This window comes from uncultured Clostridium sp., from assembly GCF_937920395.1.
GTDB lineage: Bacteria > Bacillota > Clostridia > Clostridiales > Clostridiaceae > Clostridium_AD.
Genome location: NZ_CALEVF010000235.1, coordinates 1 through 20,822 on the forward strand (window position 1 = coordinate 1; position 20,822 = coordinate 20,822).

Annotated in this window: 18 protein-coding genes and 1 pseudogene; 3 read left to right on the forward strand and 16 right to left on the reverse strand. The window is 29.9% G+C overall.

What is annotated here, in order from left to right; all coding sequences use genetic code 11:
- The 16 genes from Q0649_RS14980 to Q0649_RS15055 all read right to left on the reverse strand — a co-directional run.
- A partial coding sequence (locus Q0649_RS14980; protein WP_298843759.1) for an ATP-dependent helicase occupies positions 1-841 on the reverse strand: 841 nt, incomplete at its 3' end.
- 229 nt (positions 842-1,070) lie between these two features.
- On the reverse strand, positions 1,071-1,373 hold the full coding sequence (locus Q0649_RS14985; protein WP_298843761.1) for a YerC/YecD family TrpR-related protein: 303 nt from the start codon (positions 1,371-1,373) through the stop codon (positions 1,071-1,073).
- A gap of 167 nt (positions 1,374-1,540) precedes the next feature.
- Positions 1,541-1,771 carry a preprotein translocase subunit SecG gene (gene secG / locus Q0649_RS14990; protein ID WP_298843763.1) on the reverse strand — a complete coding sequence of 77 codons (231 nt, stop codon included), beginning with the start codon at positions 1,769-1,771 and terminating at the stop codon, positions 1,541-1,543.
- A gap of 244 nt (positions 1,772-2,015) precedes the next feature.
- On the reverse strand, positions 2,016-3,311 hold the full coding sequence (eno, locus tag Q0649_RS14995; RefSeq protein WP_298843765.1) for a phosphopyruvate hydratase: 1,296 nt from the start codon (positions 3,309-3,311) through the stop codon (positions 2,016-2,018).
- A gap of 197 nt (positions 3,312-3,508) precedes the next feature.
- A complete protein-coding gene (gene gpmI / locus Q0649_RS15000) occupies positions 3,509-5,038 on the reverse strand; it encodes a 2,3-bisphosphoglycerate-independent phosphoglycerate mutase (protein ID WP_298843767.1) in 1,530 nt (509 codons plus the stop codon).
- A 161-nt stretch (positions 5,039-5,199) separates the two neighbouring features.
- Positions 5,200-5,946 (reverse strand): triose-phosphate isomerase, encoded by a 747-nt coding sequence (gene tpiA, locus Q0649_RS15005; RefSeq protein ID WP_298843769.1) that lies wholly within the window; start codon positions 5,944-5,946, stop codon positions 5,200-5,202.
- A 77-nt stretch (positions 5,947-6,023) separates the two neighbouring features.
- Complete coding sequence (gene pgk, locus Q0649_RS15010) at positions 6,024-7,220, reverse strand: phosphoglycerate kinase (RefSeq protein ID WP_298843771.1); 1,197 nt, start codon at positions 7,218-7,220, stop codon at positions 6,024-6,026.
- A 176-nt stretch (positions 7,221-7,396) separates the two neighbouring features.
- Positions 7,397-8,404, reverse strand: coding sequence for a type I glyceraldehyde-3-phosphate dehydrogenase (gene gap, locus Q0649_RS15015; protein WP_298843775.1), 1,008 nt, complete (start codon positions 8,402-8,404; stop codon positions 7,397-7,399).
- 81 nt (positions 8,405-8,485) lie between these two features.
- Complete coding sequence (locus Q0649_RS15020; protein WP_298843779.1) at positions 8,486-9,520, reverse strand: sugar-binding transcriptional regulator; 1,035 nt, start codon at positions 9,518-9,520, stop codon at positions 8,486-8,488.
- 145 nt (positions 9,521-9,665) lie between these two features.
- Positions 9,666-11,036 (reverse strand): RNA polymerase factor sigma-54, encoded by a 1,371-nt coding sequence (rpoN, locus tag Q0649_RS15025; RefSeq protein ID WP_298843803.1) that lies wholly within the window; start codon positions 11,034-11,036, stop codon positions 9,666-9,668.
- A 157-nt stretch (positions 11,037-11,193) separates the two neighbouring features.
- Complete coding sequence (grdA, locus tag Q0649_RS15030; RefSeq protein ID WP_298843781.1) at positions 11,194-11,667, reverse strand: glycine/sarcosine/betaine reductase complex selenoprotein A; 474 nt, start codon at positions 11,665-11,667, stop codon at positions 11,194-11,196.
- Positions 11,668-11,741: 74 nt separating this feature from the next.
- Entirely contained in the window at positions 11,742-12,071 is a 330-nt protein-coding gene (locus Q0649_RS15035) for a co-chaperone YbbN (RefSeq protein WP_298843783.1), read from the reverse strand.
- 52 nt (positions 12,072-12,123) lie between these two features.
- A complete protein-coding gene (trxB, locus tag Q0649_RS15040; protein ID WP_298843785.1) occupies positions 12,124-13,047 on the reverse strand; it encodes a thioredoxin-disulfide reductase in 924 nt (307 codons plus the stop codon).
- Positions 13,048-13,088: 41 nt separating this feature from the next.
- The gene (locus Q0649_RS15045) at positions 13,089-13,556 is read right to left on the reverse strand and encodes a tRNA (cytidine(34)-2'-O)-methyltransferase (protein ID WP_298843788.1); all 468 of its coding nucleotides are present in this window, start codon (positions 13,554-13,556) and stop codon (positions 13,089-13,091) included.
- An 11-nt stretch (positions 13,557-13,567) separates the two neighbouring features.
- Positions 13,568-15,124: a MutS-related protein gene (locus Q0649_RS15050; protein WP_298843791.1), complete on the reverse strand. Its 1,557-nt coding sequence runs from the start codon at positions 15,122-15,124 to the stop codon at positions 13,568-13,570.
- A gap of 60 nt (positions 15,125-15,184) precedes the next feature.
- Entirely contained in the window at positions 15,185-15,526 is a 342-nt protein-coding gene (locus tag Q0649_RS15055; protein ID WP_298843794.1) for a hypothetical protein, read from the reverse strand.
- A 199-nt stretch (positions 15,527-15,725) separates the two neighbouring features.
- On the opposite strand from Q0649_RS15055, the pseudogene Q0649_RS15060 reads away from it, so the two are divergent.
- From Q0649_RS15060 to Q0649_RS15070, 3 genes and pseudogenes are all read left to right on the forward strand, one after another.
- Positions 15,726-16,502 (forward strand): annotated as a pseudogene (locus Q0649_RS15060) (M42 family metallopeptidase); the annotation flags it as partial.
- Positions 16,503-16,674: 172 nt separating this feature from the next.
- The gene (locus Q0649_RS15065; protein WP_298843797.1) at positions 16,675-18,009 is read left to right on the forward strand and encodes a site-specific integrase; all 1,335 of its coding nucleotides are present in this window, start codon (positions 16,675-16,677) and stop codon (positions 18,007-18,009) included.
- Positions 18,010-18,014: 5 nt separating this feature from the next.
- On the forward strand, positions 18,015-20,771 hold the full coding sequence (locus tag Q0649_RS15070; RefSeq protein ID WP_298843800.1) for a hypothetical protein: 2,757 nt from the start codon (positions 18,015-18,017) through the stop codon (positions 20,769-20,771).
- Positions 20,772-20,822: the final 51 nt, after the last annotated feature.

The window sequence follows — 20,822 nt, forward strand, 5'->3', positions numbered from 1 at the left end:
TTTGCTCAAGTTTTACAACCTTTGCTTTTGGATAATCTTTTTCAAAGTCTAATATGTTGGTTACATCCGCGCCTCTCCAAGCATATATGCATTGATCATCGTCTCCAACTACACATATATTCTCGCGTCCATCTACTAAAAGTTTTATAAGCTCATACTGTGCCTTATTTGTGTCTTGATACTCATCCACCATAATATACTTAAACTTCGAATGATAAAAGTCCAAAACATCCTTATTATTTTTTAATAGTTCAACAGCCTTAAATATCAAATCATCAAAATCGAGCGCATTATTACCCTTTAGCTTTTTTTGATAAAGAAGATATACATCAGCTACTTTATTTTTTCTATGATCACTCTCATTTTCTTTTTTAAATTTATCAGCAGAAATAAGTTCATTCTTAGCACTTGATATTTTGTTTAATATTTCTGAATCTGTTAAATCCTTATCATTTATATCAATTTCTTTCATGCACTGTTTAATTAAACTTTTTTGATCATAACTATCATATATAGTAAAATTTTTATTATATCCTATTTTATCTATTTCCCGTCTTAGAATTCTAACACAACTAGAATGAAATGTAGAAATCCACATATTATCTGCTATATTTCCTACAAGCGACCGTACCCTATCCTTCATTTCGCCCGCTGCTTTATTAGTAAATGTTATAGATAAAATTTGTGATGGATATATATTTAAATCTTGAATCATATGTGCAATTCTATAAGTCAAAACTCTAGTTTTTCCAGAGCCAGCCCCTGCTAGTATTAACAATGGACCATCAACTGTTATTGCAGCCTCACATTGCTCTTTGTTTAACAAACTTTTTAAATCCATGAAACCACTCCTTATATATTATATTAATGCTAGAGACACCTAGTATTATTTTAGATCTATCTAACTTTTTTGTCACTCTGCTTTAAGACATAAATGTACCTATAATTATATCACATTGTGCAAGAACTTAACCACTATAAAAAATATAGACGGTTACTTAATATCACTCTTTTACTGCTAATTACTGAGTGAATATATATTTAACCGTCCTCTTTATATATATATATACTTATTTCTTTGATTTCAAACGTGCTAATATAAGTTTATATCCATCGCTTCCATAATTTAATGCTCTATTAATTCTACTAATTGTTGCAGTACTTGCGCCTGTAGCACCAGCAATCTCAATATATGTACTTTTATTTGCAAGCATCATTGCTACTTGAAATCTTTGTTCAAATGCTTTTATTTCATTTATAGTACATATATCCTCAAAAAATCTATAACACTCTTCCTTTGTTTCAAGGCTTAAAATACCCTCAAAAAGAAAATCCATATCCTTACTTTCTAATTTCGAACTATATTCACTCATCATCCTTCACCTCTAATAATCATAGACTACTTTAAATAATTTTATCATATATACCACTTTTGTACTAAATATTTTTTACTACAACAACTTTTTATAATATAAAAAAATGCAGTTTATTAAAATAATTTAAATAAACTGCTGTAAAGTCTAAAATATGATTAATTATATTATTTTACTATATTAAGCATCGCTATACATATAGTAAAACAAATTGCAGAAACTACTGTAACTCGTGCTAAAACTGATTCAGCTGTTTTGGTTTTATTTTTCGCAAAAAAAGTTTCGGAAGTTCCTCCTATAAGGCCACTTAGTCCATCTGTTTTACTTGGTTGCATCATAACTGAGACAATTATAACAATTGCCGATATAACCAATAAAAATATTATAAAACTACGCATGTATACACCCCCTGTTCATTAAATACTTGACTATCTTAATATAATATAAGGTATCTTACAATAGATTGTAATTAATCTACTTACTCTATTATCGTTGAAAAACAATATGAAAACATATTTTTATAATTATATTTTTAACTACATTTTTAAATTAATTTTAACACAATTCCATTTAAAAATCCACATTGGCTTAAATAAAAAGTAAGAGCATAGCCATAAAGACTATACTCCTATTTTAAAGCAACTATCTTTTTATATTATAGAATGCTTTTAATCCTCTGTACTGCGCCGATTCTGCCAATTCTTCTTCTATTCTTAAAAGTTGATTATATTTAGAAACTCTCTCACTTCTAGCTGGAGCACCAGTTTTAATTTGTCCTGCATTCATAGCTACAACTAAATCAGCGATTGTTGTATCTTCAGTTTCTCCAGATCTATGAGAAACTACTGCAGTATATCCTGCGCGCTCTGCCATTTCTATAGCATTCAATGTTTCAGTTAGTGTTCCTATTTGATTTAATTTTATAAGAATTGAATTTGCAACTTTTTTATCAATTCCCATTTTTAATCTATCTGTATTAGTTACAAATAAATCATCACCAACTAATTGAATTTTATCTCCAATTTTATCTGTTAAGTACTTCCAACCATCCCAATCTTCTTCAGCCATTCCATCTTCGATAGAGATTATTGGATACTTGTTAACAAGTTCTACATAATAATCAGCCATTTGTTCTGGAGTAAGTATTCTTCCCTCTGATGCTAAGTTATACTTACCATCTTCAAAGAATTCAGAAGCTGCTGGATCAAGTGCAATAAACATTTCTTTTCCTGGAACAAAACCAGCTTTTTCTATAGCTTCTACTATTATTTTTATAGCTTCTTCATTTGATGATAAGTTTGGAGCAAATCCACCTTCATCACCAACACCAGTAGAAAGTCCCTTACTTTTCAATAATGCTTTTAATGCATGATAAACCTCTGCACTCATTCTTAAAGCTTCTTTAAATGAAGTAGCTCCTACTGGCATAACCATAAACTCTTGAAGGTCTACATTATTATCAGCATGGCTTCCACCATTTAAAATATTCATCATTGGAACTGGTAAAACCTTAGCGTTTACTCCACCAATATATTGATATAATCCAAGTCCTAATGACTCAGCAGCAGCTCTTGCACATGCAAGTGATACTCCAAGGATTGCATTAGCACCAAGTTTTGCCTTATTAGGTGTTCCGTCAAGCGCTATCATTGCTTTATCAATTGCTATCTGATCATATACATTCATTCCAACTAGTTCATCTGCTATTATGTTATTTACATTACTAACAGCTTTTAGAACTCCTTTACCATTGTATACTTCTTTATCTCCATCTCTTAATTCTACTGCTTCAAATATACCAGTAGAAGCACCTGATGGTACTGATGCTCTTGCTATTGTTCCATCTTCGAGTGTTACTTCAACCTCAACCGTTGGAAATGCTCTTGAATCTAAAATTTGTCTTGCAAAAATATCAATGATCTCAATAAAGTTTTTCATATTATCTTACCTCCAAATTTTTTATCTATATTATTATTACCTAAGTTAAATCAATATAATCCTAAATTTAAATAGAATTTAATCTAAACATAGATAATACAATAAACTGATTCATTTTCATGTAAATTAATCATCTCCTGGGTCGCTGAAACAGCTTCAAAGAAGATGCATTATCGACATTCCAGCTCTTCATGAAATTATTTAATTAATGATTTCCCTGTCATCTCTTTAGGTACATCGAGTCCCATAACTTGTAGCATAGTAGGTGCAATATCTGCGAGTATTCCGCTCTCTTTTAAATCTGTACTATGGTTTGATACATATGTGAATGGAACTAAGTTTGTAGTATGTGCAGTCATTGGTTTACCTGAAGAATAATCAATCATTTGTTCTGAGTTTCCATGATCTGCAGTTATAAATATAGTACCATCTTTTTCTAAAACAGACTCAACAACTTTTCCAAGACATTCATCAACTGTTTCTATAGCCTTTTTAGCAGCTTCAAAAACTCCTGTATGACCTACCATGTCTGGATTAGCATAATTTAATATTATCATATCATACTCATCTGTATCTAATCTTTTAAGTAACTCTGTAGTAACCTCGCGGGCACTCATTTCTGGTTGCAAGTCATAAGTTGCAACTTTTGGTGATGGAATTAATGCTCTATCTTCATTAGGATTTGGAGCCTCAACCCCGCCATTAAAGAAAAATGTTATATGAGCATATTTTTCAGTTTCAGCTATTCTTAACTGTTTTTTACCCATTTTACTTACATATTCTCCAAGCGTATTAGTGTAACTTTCTGGTGTATATGCAACATCAACATTTTCTATAGATAGATCATATTGAGTAGTACATACGTAGTTAAGTTTTAGTGTTTCTCTTTTAAAGCCATCAAACACCTTATCATTTATTGCACGAGTAAGTTCTCTTGCTCTGTCTGGTCTAAAATTGAAACATATTACTGTATCATTATTGCTTATAGCAGCAACTGGTTTATTATTTTCCATTATAACTGTTGGAAGAACAAATTCATCTGTCTTGTTATCATTCATTGCTTTTTTAACTGCCTCGAGTGCTGAAGTGTCTTTTTCACCCTTAGAAAGAACCATAGCATTATATGCAAGCTCTACTCTTTCCCATCTTTTATCTCTATCCATAGCATAATATCTACCACAAATAGTAGCAATTTTACCAAGACCTATTTCATTCATATAATCTTCTATTTCTGCTATGTATTTAAGTGCTGAACCTGGTTGTACATCTCTACCGTCTAAGAAAGCATGAACATAAACTTTTTTAGCACCTTTATCTTTTGCAAGCTTTATTAAAGCCTTCAAATGATCAATATGAGAGTGAACTCCTCCATCAGAAAGTAATCCTAGAAGATGAATTGAAGAATTTGCCTTTATAGCTTTATCTATTGCTTTGTTAAAAGCAACATTCTGAAAGAAGTCTCCTTCTTTAATTTCTTTTGTTATTTTTGTAAGTGCTTGATATATAATTCTACCAGCACCTATATTTAAATGACCAACTTCTGAATTTCCCATTTGGCCCTCTGGAAGTCCTACTTCTAGACCACTTGCAGTTAATTTTGTGCTCGGATATTTCTTTATTAATTTATCATAGTTCGGTTTATTTGCTGCAGTTACTGCATTTCCCTCTATTGTACTTGATAATCCAAATCCATCTAAAATCATTAACATTACTGGTTTTTTCGACATTTCTTTTCCCCCCACTAATTGTATCTAATAGCAATACACATTGCTATGTATTGCCATTTATTGTAATTATTATTAACCAACCAATGTGGCTCTTTTATTAAAGTATATAAATTTGCGAAAGTAGATAAATCTACTTTCGTAATTTCATCTAAAAAAACAGCTTAATAGTTTACTATTCCGGCGAAGTCTTGTGCCTTAAGGCTAGCTCCTCCGATTAAACCACCATCGATGTCTGATTTACCCATTTGTTCTTTTATAGTTGCTGGTTTAACAGAACCACCATATTGAATTCTAACTTTTTCAGCTACTTCGCTACCAAACATAGCTCCAACAGTTGCTCTTATAAATGCAATTGTCTCATTAGCTTGATCAGCAGTTGCAGTTTTGCCTGTTCCTATAGCCCAAATTGGTTCATAAGCAATAACCAATTTTTCTACTTGTTGTTTTATAAGTCCTTCTAAATCTAATTTTACTTGATTTGCTAAAACTTTTTCTGTGATATTTCCCTCTCTATCACTAAGAGTTTCTCCTACACAAAGTATAGGAATGATACTATGGCTGTAAGCAGCTTTAAGCTTTTTGTTTACAGATTCATCAGTCTCATTAAAGTATTGTCTTCTTTCACTATGTCCAATTATAACATAGTCAACACCTAAATCTTTTAACATTCCTGGAGAAACTTCGCCTGTAAAAGCGCCACTTTCTTCATAAAACATATTTTGAGCTCCAACCTTTATATTTGTACCCTTAGTTGCTTTTATTACTGCATCTAAACATAAAAATGTAGGGCAAACTACAACATCACATTTTGCATCTTTAACTAATGGTTTCATTTCCTCAATTAAAGTTACAGCTTCAGCTACAGTTTTATTCATCTTCCAATTTCCTGCAATTATACCTTTTCTCATAAAAAAAACCTCCTATATTTCTTGTAATCGGTAAAACCTATATATTTAAAACTTGAAAGTACCACAGTTTTATTCACCTATTTATCTGTAAGCGCTTCAATTCCTGGTAATAATTTACCTTCTAAGAATTCAAGAGATGCTCCACCACCGGTAGATATATGAGTCATTTTATCTCCAAATCCTAATTGATTAACAGCTGCTGCACTATCTCCACCACCTATTATAGTAGTTCCATCAACTTTTGACATAGCCTGCGCTACAGCAATTGTTCCTTTTGCAAAGTTTTTAAATTCAAATACACCCATTGGGCCATTCCAAACAATAGTCTTAGCTGTACTTATAGCAGCTTTATACATTTCACAGGTCTTAGGTCCAATATCAAGACCCATGTAACCATATTTAATATTTTGATCTGGAGTCACTACTGGCTCTGCATCTGCTGAAAATTTATCTGCAATTATATGATCAACTGGTACTAAAAATTTAATTCCTTTTTCTTCAGCCTTTTGCATCATATCTTTAGCATATGCTATTTTATCTTCCTCAACTAGAGAACTTCCTACAGAATAACCACCAGCTTTTAGGAATGTATATGCCATTCCTCCACCAATTATTAGTGTATCTACTTTATCAAGTAAATTGGCTATAACAGCTATTTTATCAGATACCTTAGCTCCACCGAGTATTGCAACGAATGGTCTAACAGGATTTTCTACTGCATCACCTAAGAATTTTAATTCCTTTTGAATTAAGTATCCACATACTGATGTTTTAACAAACTCAGTTACACCAACTGTAGAACAATGAGCTCTATGAGCTGTTCCAAATGCATCATTTACAAAAATATCTGCAAGAGATGCTAATTCTTTAGAAAAGTTTTCTTTATTTTTAGTTTCTTCTTTTCTATATCTTGTATTTTCTAGTAATATAACGTCTCCATCTTTCATTTTAGATACAACAGATTTTACAGCATCACTAACAACATTTGGGTCTGCAGCAAAAACTACTTCTTTTTTTAACATTTCGCTTAATTTCTTAGCTACTGGTGCTAAAGAAAGTTCAGGTTTTGCCTCACCATTTGGTTTTCCAAGATGTGAGCATAAGATTACTTTTGCTCCATTTTTAATTAAATATTCGATTGTTGGCATTGCACCTACTAATCTATTTACATCTGTAATTACCCCATCTTTTAGTGGTACATTAAAATCACATCTTACTAAAACATGTTTACCTTTAACCTCAATATCTTCAATTGTTTTTTTATTAAATTTCATACTCATTCTCCTCTCTCGATGTTTATAATATAAACTTTTGTAAGTTCTATCAATTGTAGTATGTTCTTTGAACCCTACTCATATACTAGAATAAGCAATAAAAGGGCCTAGTTCCATAGACTACCTATAAAACTAGACCCTAATACTATACTTATAGTTTTATAGTAAACTAAATTTTATAGTCTATCTGCAACAAATTTAGTTAAATCAGCTAATCTATGAGAATAGCCTGCTTCATTATCGTACCATGAAACAACTTTAACCATGTTTCCTTCGATAACCATTGTTGACATTGCATCAACGATAGATGATCTTTCGTCACCTTTATAATCTATTGAAACTAATGGTTCTTCAGAATATCCAAGAATACCCTTCATGTCAGTTTCAGAAGCTTTTTTAAATACTGAATTTACTTCTTCTATAGTAACATCTCTTGAAAGTTCAGCTACTAAATCTACACATGAAACTGTTGGAGTTGGTACTCTTAATGAGAATCCGTTTAATTTTCCTTTTAATTGTGGTAAAACTAATGCTACTGCTTTAGCTGCACCAGTAGTAGTTGGAATCATTGATAATGTAGCAGCTCTTGCACGTCTCATATCTTTATGAGGAGCATCTAATAATCTTTGATCTCCAGTGTATGAATGAATTGTAGTCATTAAACCTTTGACTATTGTAAATTCTTTATCTAATACTTTAGCAAATGGAGCTAAACAATTAGTTGTACATGATGCATTAGAAATTATGTTATGTTTTGATGAATCATATTTTTCTTCATTAACGCCCATAACTATTGTAATATCTTCATTTTTAGCTGGTGCTGATATAAGAACTTTTTTAACACTAACTCCTAAATGAGCAGAAGCTAAAGTAGCATCTGTAAAGAATCCAGTTGATTCAAGTACGATTTCTACTCCAAGTGAACTCCAATCTATGTTTTTAGGTTCTCTTTGTGCAAATATTTTAATTTCTTTTCCGTTAACAACTATAGAATTTTCTTTAGCTTCTACAGTTCCGTCAAATTTTCCGTAAAGTGAATCATATTTTAAAAGATGTGCGAGTGTTGCAGCATCTGTTAAATCATTGATTCCTACTACTTCTAATTCTGTTGAATAATTTTTTACTAATGCGTTAAATACGTTTCTTCCTATTCTTCCAAATCCATTAATTCCTACTTTTACCATTTTGGCAAAACCTCCTAAAATTTTAATTAAATAATTATATGTAAATATATAATTCTCTCATTAATAAAATCATTATATAGTTTACTCTCTTTTTTCTAAAATATTTATAATCTTTTGTGCAGCCGCTTCATCAATTATCAAAACAGTACTAGAACGATTGATTTCAGTGGCAATAATTGCTCTAGCTTTATTTTTTCCAGCCGCTACTGCAATTAATACTTTGTCATGTTTAACATCTTCATCTTCTACCATAATAGTTGGTGTTGAATAAACTATTTCACCTAACTCATTATAATATTGACCAAATGCTTCACCCACTGCACCCATTTCTTCAAGCTCACTAATTTTATTTTGAGGTATTCCTCTTTTCATAGCCATTTCTTTTGCAATACCTATTCCATAAAGAAGAATATCAGCACTTGTAATTTTATCAATTACATTTTTTATATCTTTTTCATTTAATATAGTTTCTAATGCAGCGTTACTTAAATTGTCAGGTACATGTAGTAATTCGTAATTTCCACTAATTCTATCTGCTAGCCTTGCAACTAATGTATTAGCTTGAATTTCTACATTTCTTGCCATACCACCTCTAGCTGGAAGCACCAAGATATTTTTGTACTTATTGTTTTTAGGAAAACTATCAACAACTTCTTTTACAGTCGTTCCACCTGTTAATGCAATTATACTATTATCCTCGATAATATCCATAGCATAATTTGCAGCTGCCTTCCCTAGTTCTTTAAGAACACTTTTATCAATTTCTACATCTCCGGGAACAATTATAACTTGCTTAAGCTTCAAGTGCTTTTCTATAGATTTCTCAATTTTAGATAAACCTTTAATTTCATGAATAAATTCTTTTAACTGACCTAGAATTTCCTCTCCATCAGCTGTTATAAACATACCCAATGCATTAACTTCAATTAAGTTCTGAGATTTTAGAAAATTTATTTCATTTCTTACTATTCTCTCACTTATGCACATATGATTTGACAAAATTCTACGTCCTATAGGTTGATTATAACATATAGTCCTTAATATATCATGCCGTTTCTCAAGAAGTTCTATTAATTCAGGCACTATTTTCTGTTCTAATTTTAAAATATTCTCCACTTGAACACCTTTCTGGACTGTTTAAGTCCCAGCATATATTTTCTGCTCCCACTTACATTATAGTTGAAATACTAACTTTTTTAAATTAGTATTTCCAAAAAATATGTTAACATTCTGTTAACACAGCAGTTTAATAAAGAATTTTCTAAAATCTTTTACGTTTACTAGAGCTTTTAATTTCAAGTTCTTCACGATATTTTGCTACAGTTCTCCTAGAAATATTTATCCCCGAAGTATTTAATCGGTTACAAATATTTTGATCAGACATTGGTTTTTTGGCATCCTCGCTCGCTACCATTTCTTTAATATCTTTTTTAATATTAATTGTAGATATATCCTCTCCGCCTATGCCAGATGTTATTCCATTGGTAAAAAAATCTTTTATTCTAACGACTTTACCGTTATTTATACTTACATATTTTTCTCTAATTGCACGGCTTATGGTTGATTCATGCATCTCCAAATTGTTAGCAATTATTTTTAGTGTCATTGGTTTTAGATATTCTTGTCCACTATCAAAATATTCCCTTTGAACCCCTAATATTTCTTCTAAAACTCTATATACAGTGTTTTTCCTTTGTTCAATACTTTTTATAAGGAACATCGCGCTATTAAGCTTCCCTTTTACATATTCTACAGCTTCGGGATCTTTTTCATCTTTAATAATTTCTTTATACAAATTATTTATATTTAATTTAGGAAGCACATCTTCGTTCATAGAAATAAAATATTCATCATCAATTTTATTAATATAGGCATCTGGTACAATATATTTAACAGTCTCACCAGTATAAAATCCTCTTGATGGTTTAGGTTCTAAATTTTTTATTATATCTCCATATTTTTGGACTTCACTTATACTTATTTTTAATTCTTTTGCTATCTCACTATATTTATTTCCTGCTAATAGCTCTAAATGATCATTAATTATTTTACAAATATTTTCATCATCCATGCCTTGATTATATAATTGAATTATCAAACATTCTCTTAAATCCCTAGCTCCTATTCCCTCTGGATCTAAAGATTGAAAAACTGCAAGGGCTGCCTCTGCCTTTTTATTTGATATTCCAAGCTCTTTACATATGTCAGGTAAACTTGCTGATAAATAACCTTTAGCATCTAAATTTTCGGCCATATACTTGCATATATTTGAAATATCACTTGGCTGTGTAAGTTCACCTATTTGCTGCTTAATATAATCTTTAAGAGATTTTTCCTCAGCAATATAGTAAAAAGGAGAAACTTCATCACCATCATTCTTTGCGCTATAATTTTTTGTTTTATATCCATCCTTATCAAGGTATTTAATTATCTGTTTATAATCATTTACATCATAGTTATCATTCTTACTATTTTGTAGACTTTTTTCCTCTAGCACTGGATTCTCTTGCATTTCTTTATTTACATATTGACCAAGCTCTTGTGCTGACATTTGAAGAAGTTTAACAGACATTTGCATTTCTTGTGTCATTATTAATTTTTGTTCTTGGACCAAGTTTAAGCCAAAATTAATATTCATTTTATCCATCACCTCATGTAAATCATCTTATAAATATTATAACATAGAGCGAATGAATTATACCTTAAGCTAGAACTAAAAATAAAAAAATTCAGCATACTCCCTATTATAGTAATAAATAACAAGGTATATATGCTGAATTTTTATTATTTTAAGCAAACTTGCAGAACTTATCTCTAAGAGATTTTACCTCAATTACTATTTCATCTATATCTAAAACCATTTCCATTATGCTACACTTCTCATCGTAAACCGACTTTACGAAGGAATCTTTTATTTCAGGTTCAACTACGTGATATACCGCAAGTCCTAAAGCAATTCCAGCAAGTGGTCCAACAAATGTAGGATCTCCTGCTACTATTGTCTCAGCTGTTACTTCTGAGGTCTCAGCTTCTGCTCCTCCAATAATCACAACTAAGTTTTGTGCACCGTGCTTAGCTGTAAGATCTTTTACTATTTGCTGAAGCTCGTTGTCCATTGCTCCTGCTAAGCTGCATGAAAAACATTTTGTTGTTGAAAACACAACTTCGGCATCAGCAGACTTTACGCAAGCTTCTATTGCAGGACCTGGTATTCCATCTCTATCTCCAATAATAATAACTTTCTTTGCCTTAAGCATTTTCATCTTCCTCTCCTGCATATAACAAGTCAATAAATGCTTGTTTATCTCAATCTTTTAGCCTACATCGAACCATTAAACTATAAGGTATCGTAGTATTGTTTTATAAAGTTTTCTATATCTTCTAACGACGAAATTTTATCTGGCGTAATAGTTGAGATTTTCTCTGCTTCACTATATATTACCATTGTAGGGAGTCCAAGAACGCCTTGTCCTATAGCTGTTCTTCTTGCCGTTGATATATTTAAGCTCGCAAATTTTATTTTATCAGAATATTTTTTAGAGAGTTCATTCACTCCCGGCATAAATCTTAGGCAAGCTTTGCACTTTTCACCCCAAAAATCAACAAATACAGGTTTTTCTGATTTTAGTACTTCTTCTTCGAAATTATCTTTGGTAAGTTCTAACATTACTAATGCCCTCCTAAAATTTTATTTTGATTGTAATAAAACTAACAAATTTCTATGCTTTATTTTCAATGTAATGCTCAGCATCAGTAGCAGCAATTGCTCCATCTGCCGAGGCTGTGATTACTTGTCTTAATAACTTCACCCTTATGTCACCTGCTGCATATACCCCTGGTATATTAGTTCTCATATTTTCATCAGTTATGACGTCACCACGCTCGTTCATAGTAATTTTCTCATTATATAATTCAGATATTGGAAGATATCCTACAAATACAAAACATCCATCAGCTTTTAATTCACTGAATTCACCAGTTTTAACATTTTTAAGTACTAAGCTCTCCAGCATTTCTTTGCCTTTAGCTTCTTCAACTACAGAATCCAAAATAAACTTTATCTTTGGGTTTTTAAAAGCCTTCTCTTGAAGTGACTTAACAGCTCTGAGTTCGCTTCTTCTGTGTATTACAGTAACTATTTTACCAAATTTAGCAAGATATATAGCTTCAGATATAGCTGAATCTCCTCCGCCTATTACTGCAATGTCTAAATCTTCAAAAAAGTCAGCATCGCAAGTTGCACAATAAGAAACTCCTTTACCTCTTAATTCTGTTTCGTTTTTAAAACCGCCAAGTCTAGGCGCTGCTCCTGATGCTATTATAATAGTTTTAGTTTTATAAATTTTATTCTTGCATTTAATTGCTTTAATATCACCTTCAAGTTCAACTTCCAATACCTCTTCACTTGTAAATTTAGTTCCGAACTCTTCTGCTTGCTCCTTCATACGTTTGCTAAGTGTTGCTCCTGTACAATTTTCAATTGATCCTGGATAATTATCAATTTCATTAGTTGTAGCCACCTGTCCACCAAACTCAGCTCTTTCTATTAATAAAGTATCCATTCTTGATCTTGATGCATAAAGTCCAGCGGATAACCCTGCAGGTCCACCACCAATAATTATAGTATCATAAATATGTTCCATACCGTATGCCTCCTCATCTTTCTTATAAATTTAAACGTACCTTATTTCATGTCTTTAAATCCTATCTGCCTAAGTGCCTCATACGCCACTATGGCTACTGTGTTTGAAAGATTAAGTGACCTAGTTGTGCTACTTATCATAGGTACTTTTATACATCTCGTAGGATCACTCTCTCTAACCCTATCTGGAAGTCCTGACGACTCTCTCCCGAAAACTATAAAATCTCCTTCTTTATATTCTACGTCTGTGTAGAAATTTGATGCCTTTGTTGTAGAGAAATAGAAAGTTGAATCCTTATATTTTTCACGTAGTTCTTCATATGACTCGTGTAACTCTAACTCTAAATAAGGCCAGTAATCTAATCCTGCTCTTTTTAGTTGTTTCTCCTCTAAACTAAATCCTAAAGGTTTTATAAGATGAAGTTTGCAATCTGTTAACACACATGTTCTTCCTATATTTCCGGTGTTTTGTGGAATTTCCGGTTGAAATAATACTATATTTAAATTCATTGTTAATCCTCCTATTTTTCTATTGTCTCAGCTCTTTTATATGCTGCATCAGTTATTGCTTTTGGATAATGCATGTATTCTAGAAGTTTAATAGCATTTCTTGTCTGAGAAACTCCCTTTTTAATCTTATAATCAAAACTTAACCCCTTGTGATTATCTACTTTTTCACTAAAGTAGTAGAACTCATAATTCACTTTTAAAATATCAACTAATTCTCTATCATGGGTAGCTACAATAGAAATACTTTTTCCATTGTTTATATACGTTAATATAGCAGCTGACATAGAAATTTTCTCAATTGGATTTGTACCCCTAAATATCTCATCAATAGGGCAAAATACAGGTGCTTCCTTATCTAGAGCTTTAATTATTCGTTGAATTGATTCTACCTCCGCCATAAAGAAACTCTTTCCCTTTGTTAAATCATCATTAGGACTAATTGATGAAACTATGTTAAAGAAAGGTGCCTCATACTCTTTAGCCAATACAAAATTAAAACTTTGCGCCAAGATTATATTTACTCCCATCATTCTTAAAAAGGTAGATTTACCTGCCATATTTGTTCCTGTAAGCACAATTCCTCCTTTTTTTATATTAATTGAGTTAGGAACTGCATTTTCTATAAGAGGATGTACTCCATCCTTTATATTCAAAGTAACATCCTTTATAAATTTAGGTTTTACAAACTGCTCTTTTAAATTATGTTCATAACCTGAAATTGAGATTAATGCTTCCAATTCTCCAACAATGTAGTAAAGCTCCATTAATCTTTCTTTTTCTCTTTTTATTTTATGAGATATAGAGTAATAAGTTGTTTCCTCTAAAAGAAAAATAACAGAAATAAATTCAAAAGCACCTCCCCACATATTTATAACCCCTATTGTTTTTGTACTCAAATCTATATCTTTCATACCTTTAAGAAGCGTTTTTATCTTATCTTTGTAATAAATAATTTCTTTATCATTTATACCTGCTATTTTTTTAGCTGCCTTAATGTTCTTTTGCAAATAGAATATACCATTAGACTTAATTGCCCTTACTTCTGTTGAATTTATAAGCATATTTATAGAACTTATAGCAAATAATGCTATCATATATTTAGGATTTACGAATATTGAAAATAAAATAGCTATTGCTGGCAATACCTTGCCTAAAATGGTATACACATAATATTTAGGCCTATTTATGATAAGATCAGTTTCAATCATATCTAAAAAACTATTCTTAGTATCACTATTTAATACAAAAAAAATACACTGAAGAGTTTCCCGAAGTTTACTGTTTTCTTTAATAGAATTAATTAATTTCCCTCTTGCTTTTAACTTTTCTTCCTTCATTAAGGGATTTCTAAGCATCGAGTATAAAGATGCTTCTCCAGGGCTACTATATGATCTATCCAGCTTTCCATACACCTTATTCATATCTAAATCATCCCATGTCTGGTCATCTAATGTGTATTCGCTCCTTTCAGACATACTAAAAAACTTCTTACTCTTCTCAAAATTTCTTGTTTTATCCACATCTTTATTATAATCTTTTCTTATTGATCCTAAAAATCTGTTACTCATAGTAAAATGCTCCTTTAGTTTTTTTAAATTTCCACTTTAGTTTGCTAATCTACTGGGTTACTAAATTAATATTAATAAAATGTTATCCTTTCCATAACTTAATGCTTGCTGCACTGCTTGTTCAACATTGTACTTTCCATCAATCATTTTATAATCGAATATATACTTTTTATCCTCAGTTACTATAGTAATTTTTTTCTTCATAACCTTACTTGAATATTTATCATTAATTATCTTTTGTGCTTGTTTTTTTGTTTTACCTGTTAAATCTTCATTTTCAATTTTAACTCCAGGCAAAATTAAAGAGTCCCAATGTTTTACTTTAATATATGAGTAGCTACTAAAAGTAAATAGACTAAATAAGATTACAATTCCTATTATCATAATTGCCTTTTTTTTCATATAAAGTCTCCTTTTCTACTCCTAAATAGTATACTACAAAGAAGTCGATATTCCTATATGCTACTAACCATATCCAAAAGCTACGTTTACCTTTTTCTTTTTCTTATGTATTAACTTTAAATCCACAATATCGTATTAATTTAGCATTTTCTATGGTAAAATTATACTTATAATAATCTTATTTATGAGGAGTGATAATTTGAATTATAATGAAACTAAAATAAAATATTATTTAAAAAATATTCTTTCAATTCCAAGTCCTTCTGGCTTTACAGAGAAAATTATGGAGTACATAAAAGGAGAACTTGATATTTTAAACGTACCATATTATGTTACTAATAAAGGAGCCGTTATAGCTACATTAATTGGTGAAAATATTGATTTTCAAAGAACACTTTCTGCACATGTTGATACACTTGGAGCAATGGTAAAAAAAATCAATCCAACTGGTTCATTATCAATAGATCCTATTGGTGGATATATGATGAACTCAATAGAAGGTGAAAATTGCACTATAGAAACAATTGATGGTAAATCATTTACAGGCACTATTCAAAGCATAAAGCCTTCAGTACATATTAGCGGAGATGATGCTAGGGGACTTAAGCGAACCCCTGAAAATATGGAAGTAATTCTTGACGAGAAAATATCTACAAAAAAAGAAGTGGAGGATTTAGGTTTAAGCGTTGGTGACTTTATTTGTTTTGATACAAGGACACTTTTCACTGAAAAAGGGTTTGTGAAATCCAGACATCTAGATGATAAAGCTAGCGTTGCAATCTTACTTTACGCAATCAAATATATAGTAGATAACGGTATAAAACTTCCATATACTACAAATATATTTATTAGCAATTATGAAGAAGTTGGACACGGTGCCTCAGCAGCCATACCTGAAAAAACTAAAGAATTTATATCTGTAGATATGGGTTGCCCAGGTCTTGATCAAAATTCTTCTGAATACAGTGTATGTATGAGTATCTCATAGCATTGTATTAATATACATATATTATAAATCGAACTATAATATATTATATAACTAACTTTATAAGTTTTTACTAAAAATTATTTATAAGTAAAAATAAAAGTATGGTATAATTGTATTAGAGTAGTAAATCTGTAAATCGTAAAAACAAAGGAGTAAGGTTTTGAGTAAATTAAAATTAATAAAAAGTAGTAAAAGATATGATTTCTTTTATTTAACATTAAATGTACCTATAAATAATGAACTGACATATTCTACTTGTATATTTGAGAGAAGTAAAGATAAAGTGAGTCCTTTTACTTATTATCTTACTGATAAGATGGGAGATTTCACTTTAAGAGATAAGTCCTTAAATACAATAAAAAACTTTCATTTGACTTTTATAATTAGATTTCTAAATTTTATATATAACGATAGTGAAACTCCGCTACGTAATATTGAAAATTTAACGCTAAAAATAGTTGAAGAATTTTTAGATAAATTTTCACAAGGTACTTTACCTAATGATAAAGACAGAGAATGGAAATCAAAAGAAACAGCAAACCGAGCAACTTATGCAATAAGTCATTTTGTATATTGGTTATGGTGGAAAACAGAGAAAAATACATATAAAAAGATGTTCAAAATGAAACATATCAAGGACAAAGACTTTATATTTGAAACAGTATCAAAAAAATCAAAAATTGGTAAAACATCTACGGAAGTAAAGAGATTAACAGATATAGTAACTCCAAATGTATCTACAAGAATAAAAACTAGAGAAAAGGTAGTAAACGCAAGTAATTACATTATTTCTAAATTAATAGAATTATCACAAGAAACTGACCCTATGCTCACCTTTGGGATAGCACTCGGTGCTTATTGGGGTTTAAGGGTTGGAGATATAGTTCAAATGCACGAAGGTAGACTTAAAGGTTTTGAAAAAAATAAGGATTTTGGAGCATACGTTGATTTAAATTATGATGCAATTTTACGTTCAGATAATAAAATGACAGGTAATATAAAAACTAAAAGGAATGTTCCGATATACCCTGGGTGTGCTAAAATACTTTACACATATTATGAAAATCATATGCATTACTTAAAATCTAAGGGACTATATCCTCACAAATACGGAGCATTATTTATAGATCAAAAAGGATATGCTATGTCGGTTAAAACTTATCTTAGAAGGTTTAATGAGCTAAATAAATTATTAGATAAAGCTATTAAAGAAGAAGTTACGTTAGGAAATAAAGATGCTATAAGCGAAGAACAGATTTTATCTAATAATAAAATAACACCACACTCATTAAGGCATTACTACAAACAACTTATAGAAACAGTAGAACCTAATAGACGTTTGGTGCAATATTATATGGCACATAAAGATATAGAAAGCCAAGATGACTACCCTTTTGCTTTATCAACAAAGGAAGGTATAAGAAAGTGTCAAGACAAACTTTATGACCCTATTAAAAAAAATGTATATAATAATTTAAATACTGATAGGAGTTAATATAAATGAATGAATTAAATGCCGCGTATATTACATTAGAAAAATGTGTCAAGTACATAAATAAAAATTTAAAGTTGGAATTTAGAATATATAGTTTAAAAAACATATCAAAGGACAATCCTTTAAGAATTAACATTAATGTAGAAAACAATGTTAGTTATATAAAAAAAGATTATGTTTATAGATCCGTTGAATTATTTAAAAACAGTATAGATGTTACATCTGCAGCTAAAAAGATACATGTATATTTGGGAAATGGCGTAACTACTTTTGATAAAATCAGGTCAAGGTTATCTAGAAAACTTAATACATATAGAATTGATTTATTTAATATAAAAGATAATTGTATAAGCAAAAATGATTTAATTACTATTTTAACAGAAATTGATGAAATCAAAGAAAAAGAATGTATATCAGGAAAAGAACTATTGCACAAAGTAAATAGTATGTTTAAAGGTAATAGTTTTGCTATTGGGGAGAAAAAAATTTTCCTGTATATAAAAGAAAATAAGCTTCAAGTTATGGATACTAATTTTTTGGGCAATTTTACTAAGTACAGAGTTTTATATCCTACAAAAACTGTAGATAAAGCCATTGGCAACTTAAAAAAGTATATTAAGCAGAAAAAAGTTAAATTGATAAATATTTCTTTTGAAGAATATTTATCATTAGGTGAAGAAGATTTTAATAAAAATTACCGACTTTTAAGTTTAGTTGAGTTCAAAGGAATCCAGGAATATGATAAAAGTGGATTCATGAACATAGAATATACCTTTAAATCTACGGATGTAAAAGTTATATGGATACACAAAGGTGGTATATATGTTTCTCAGAAAGAATTCAAAGAATTTATGGAATTTAAAAATAATTATGTAGGTACTGAATATTTCAGGGCATTAAATATTACATTTGATGTCAGGTACGCCAGGAATCACGGAATAAATACTAGGACTTATAAAAACAAAAATTATATAAATAAAGATGATATTGAAAAATATTTAAAAATTTCAAATTTCAATTTAGAATATTTCAATACTAAAAGTATGTATGACAGAGTTATAGTTAAAGTAAAATATTTTCCAAATAAGAATGAAAATAATTATCCTAAATTTATGAAATACTATTGGGAGTTTATTAAGTATACTAATCGGAAAGTTTCAACGTTTAGTTATGTAAGCCGATCCTATAAACTGTACAATATTATTTTAGATAACATAAAAAATGATTTTGAACCTAAAAATAATATAGAAAATAACAAATTATTTAGTAAACTTATTATACTAACATATGAAAGCAATAATTATAGAAGTTTTCTTATCCAATTTGTTAATTATTTAAGCGATAAAAAAGGTTTTGATTTAATTAAAATCACAGATAGGAAAGAAAAAGCTACTGCAGAAACATATACAACGAAGCAATTTATTACATTATTAACTAAATTAATTGAAATAGTTGCTAACAAGGATAATTTAAAAAAACTATATAGAAATTGGAACCTATCAACTTCCGTTACATATATCTTTATGCACTATTGCTTAGCGTGGAGAAAGATGGATTTAATTACTCAATTACCTACCCCTAATTTAAAACAATTTGATGACGTTACGGGTGGAGAACAATTTATAAAATGGCTCGAAAGTGATAACTCTATTAATGATGAAATTGCTAATACTGTATGTAAAGGATTAGAAAAAACAACTGAAAGATTAAGATTAAATGCTAGTAAGAACAATATAAAATTAAGTTGTATTATATCAGATTCTCTCGCAAAAGAAGTTGCCACACTACTTTGTATAAATGAGGCTAATAGACAAATTCACTGCTGTAAAATTAAATGTTATAGAAATAAGCAAAACTGCTTTAATCAGCGCTACACTGAACCTAAAGAAATGCAAAGGTTATTAAAAAAAATTTTCAATATAGACCTAGAAGAAATTTTAGGTAATAGTTTTAATAATATAAAAATGACAAAAGGATTTTTATCAATGGTTAAAGAAAAGGCAGAAGAATTAAATTTAGCTTATTCATATTACTATGCACAAGTTGCTAGAGGTCATACTCCAACTAAAGATGCTTTGGCAGAAACCACAAAAATATATTTACAAAAGGATATATCAAGAGCGTCTGTAATGGCTTTTGCTACAGAGACTATGGGAAGTGTAGCATATACGTTATTAAAATTAGTAGATAATGACTTTCTGAATAAATCTGATGAAGAACAAATTAAGGATATTCAAAACTTAAATATGACACCTTATACAATAGAAAAAAATGTTAAGACTATAAGCAATAAAATATCCGTAATGCAAATAGAAATAAATAATTTTATAAAGTATGAAGGGCATAAGGAAGGTTTTTTAAAAGAATTACTTTATGGCCAAAATTCCTATGGAATTGAAAAAAGAACCAAGTGTCTACTTAAAATAACTAAAAAAAGTGAACTTGGAATAAATAGAATTAAATCTAAAAACTTTAATGAAAAAAATGCAACTAATAAATGGTGTCCTTATAACAGAAAAAGTTGCATTGGTTGTGATTATATGATTGCTTTAAGATACTTTATATATGAATTTGAAAGAAAGTTCAATGAAGTGTTAGCCGATTTAGAATGTGCTGAAAGTGAATTAGATCGTGAAATAGCTATAGAAAGTATAAACAAATTATATGTTCCATTAATGACAGATTTAGAGTTTTTTATTGGTGATGAAATTAATAATGTAATTGATAAAAAAAGATACTTAAAGTTAGTAGAAACTACTTAGACCAGCTAGTTAAAGTCAACTATTTATTTTAAAATTGTTTATAGTTATTTA

Bases quoted from the DNA above. Each gene is read 5' to 3' on its own strand.
- Q0649_RS14985 (WP_298843761.1), bottom strand. From the start codon at position 1,373: ATGAGTGAATATAGTTCGAAATTAGAAAGTAAGGATATGGATTTTCTT.
- secG (WP_298843763.1), bottom strand. From the start codon at position 1,771: ATGCGTAGTTTTATAATATTTTTATTGGTTATATCGGCAATTGTTATA.
- eno (WP_298843765.1), bottom strand. From the start codon at position 3,311: ATGAAAAACTTTATTGAGATCATTGATATTTTTGCAAGACAAATTTTA.
- gpmI (WP_298843767.1), bottom strand. From the start codon at position 5,038: ATGTCGAAAAAACCAGTAATGTTAATGATTTTAGATGGATTTGGATTA.
- tpiA (WP_298843769.1), bottom strand. From the start codon at position 5,946: ATGAGAAAAGGTATAATTGCAGGAAATTGGAAGATGAATAAAACTGTA.
- pgk (WP_298843771.1), bottom strand. From the start codon at position 7,220: ATGAAATTTAATAAAAAAACAATTGAAGATATTGAGGTTAAAGGTAAA.
- gap (WP_298843775.1), bottom strand. From the start codon at position 8,404: ATGGTAAAAGTAGGAATTAATGGATTTGGAAGAATAGGAAGAAACGTA.
- grdA (WP_298843781.1), bottom strand. From the start codon at position 11,667: ATGAAAATGCTTAAGGCAAAGAAAGTTATTATTATTGGAGATAGAGAT.
- Q0649_RS15035 (WP_298843783.1), bottom strand. From the start codon at position 12,071: ATGTTAGAACTTACCAAAGATAATTTCGAAGAAGAAGTACTAAAATCA.
- trxB (WP_298843785.1), bottom strand. From the start codon at position 13,047: ATGGAACATATTTATGATACTATAATTATTGGTGGTGGACCTGCAGGG.
- Q0649_RS15045 (WP_298843788.1), bottom strand. From the start codon at position 13,556: ATGAATTTAAATATAGTATTATTTCAACCGGAAATTCCACAAAACACC.
- Q0649_RS15050 (WP_298843791.1), bottom strand. From the start codon at position 15,124: ATGAGTAACAGATTTTTAGGATCAATAAGAAAAGATTATAATAAAGAT.
- Q0649_RS15055 (WP_298843794.1), bottom strand. From the start codon at position 15,526: ATGAAAAAAAAGGCAATTATGATAATAGGAATTGTAATCTTATTTAGT.
- Q0649_RS15070 (WP_298843800.1), top strand. From the start codon at position 18,015: ATGAATGAATTAAATGCCGCGTATATTACATTAGAAAAATGTGTCAAG.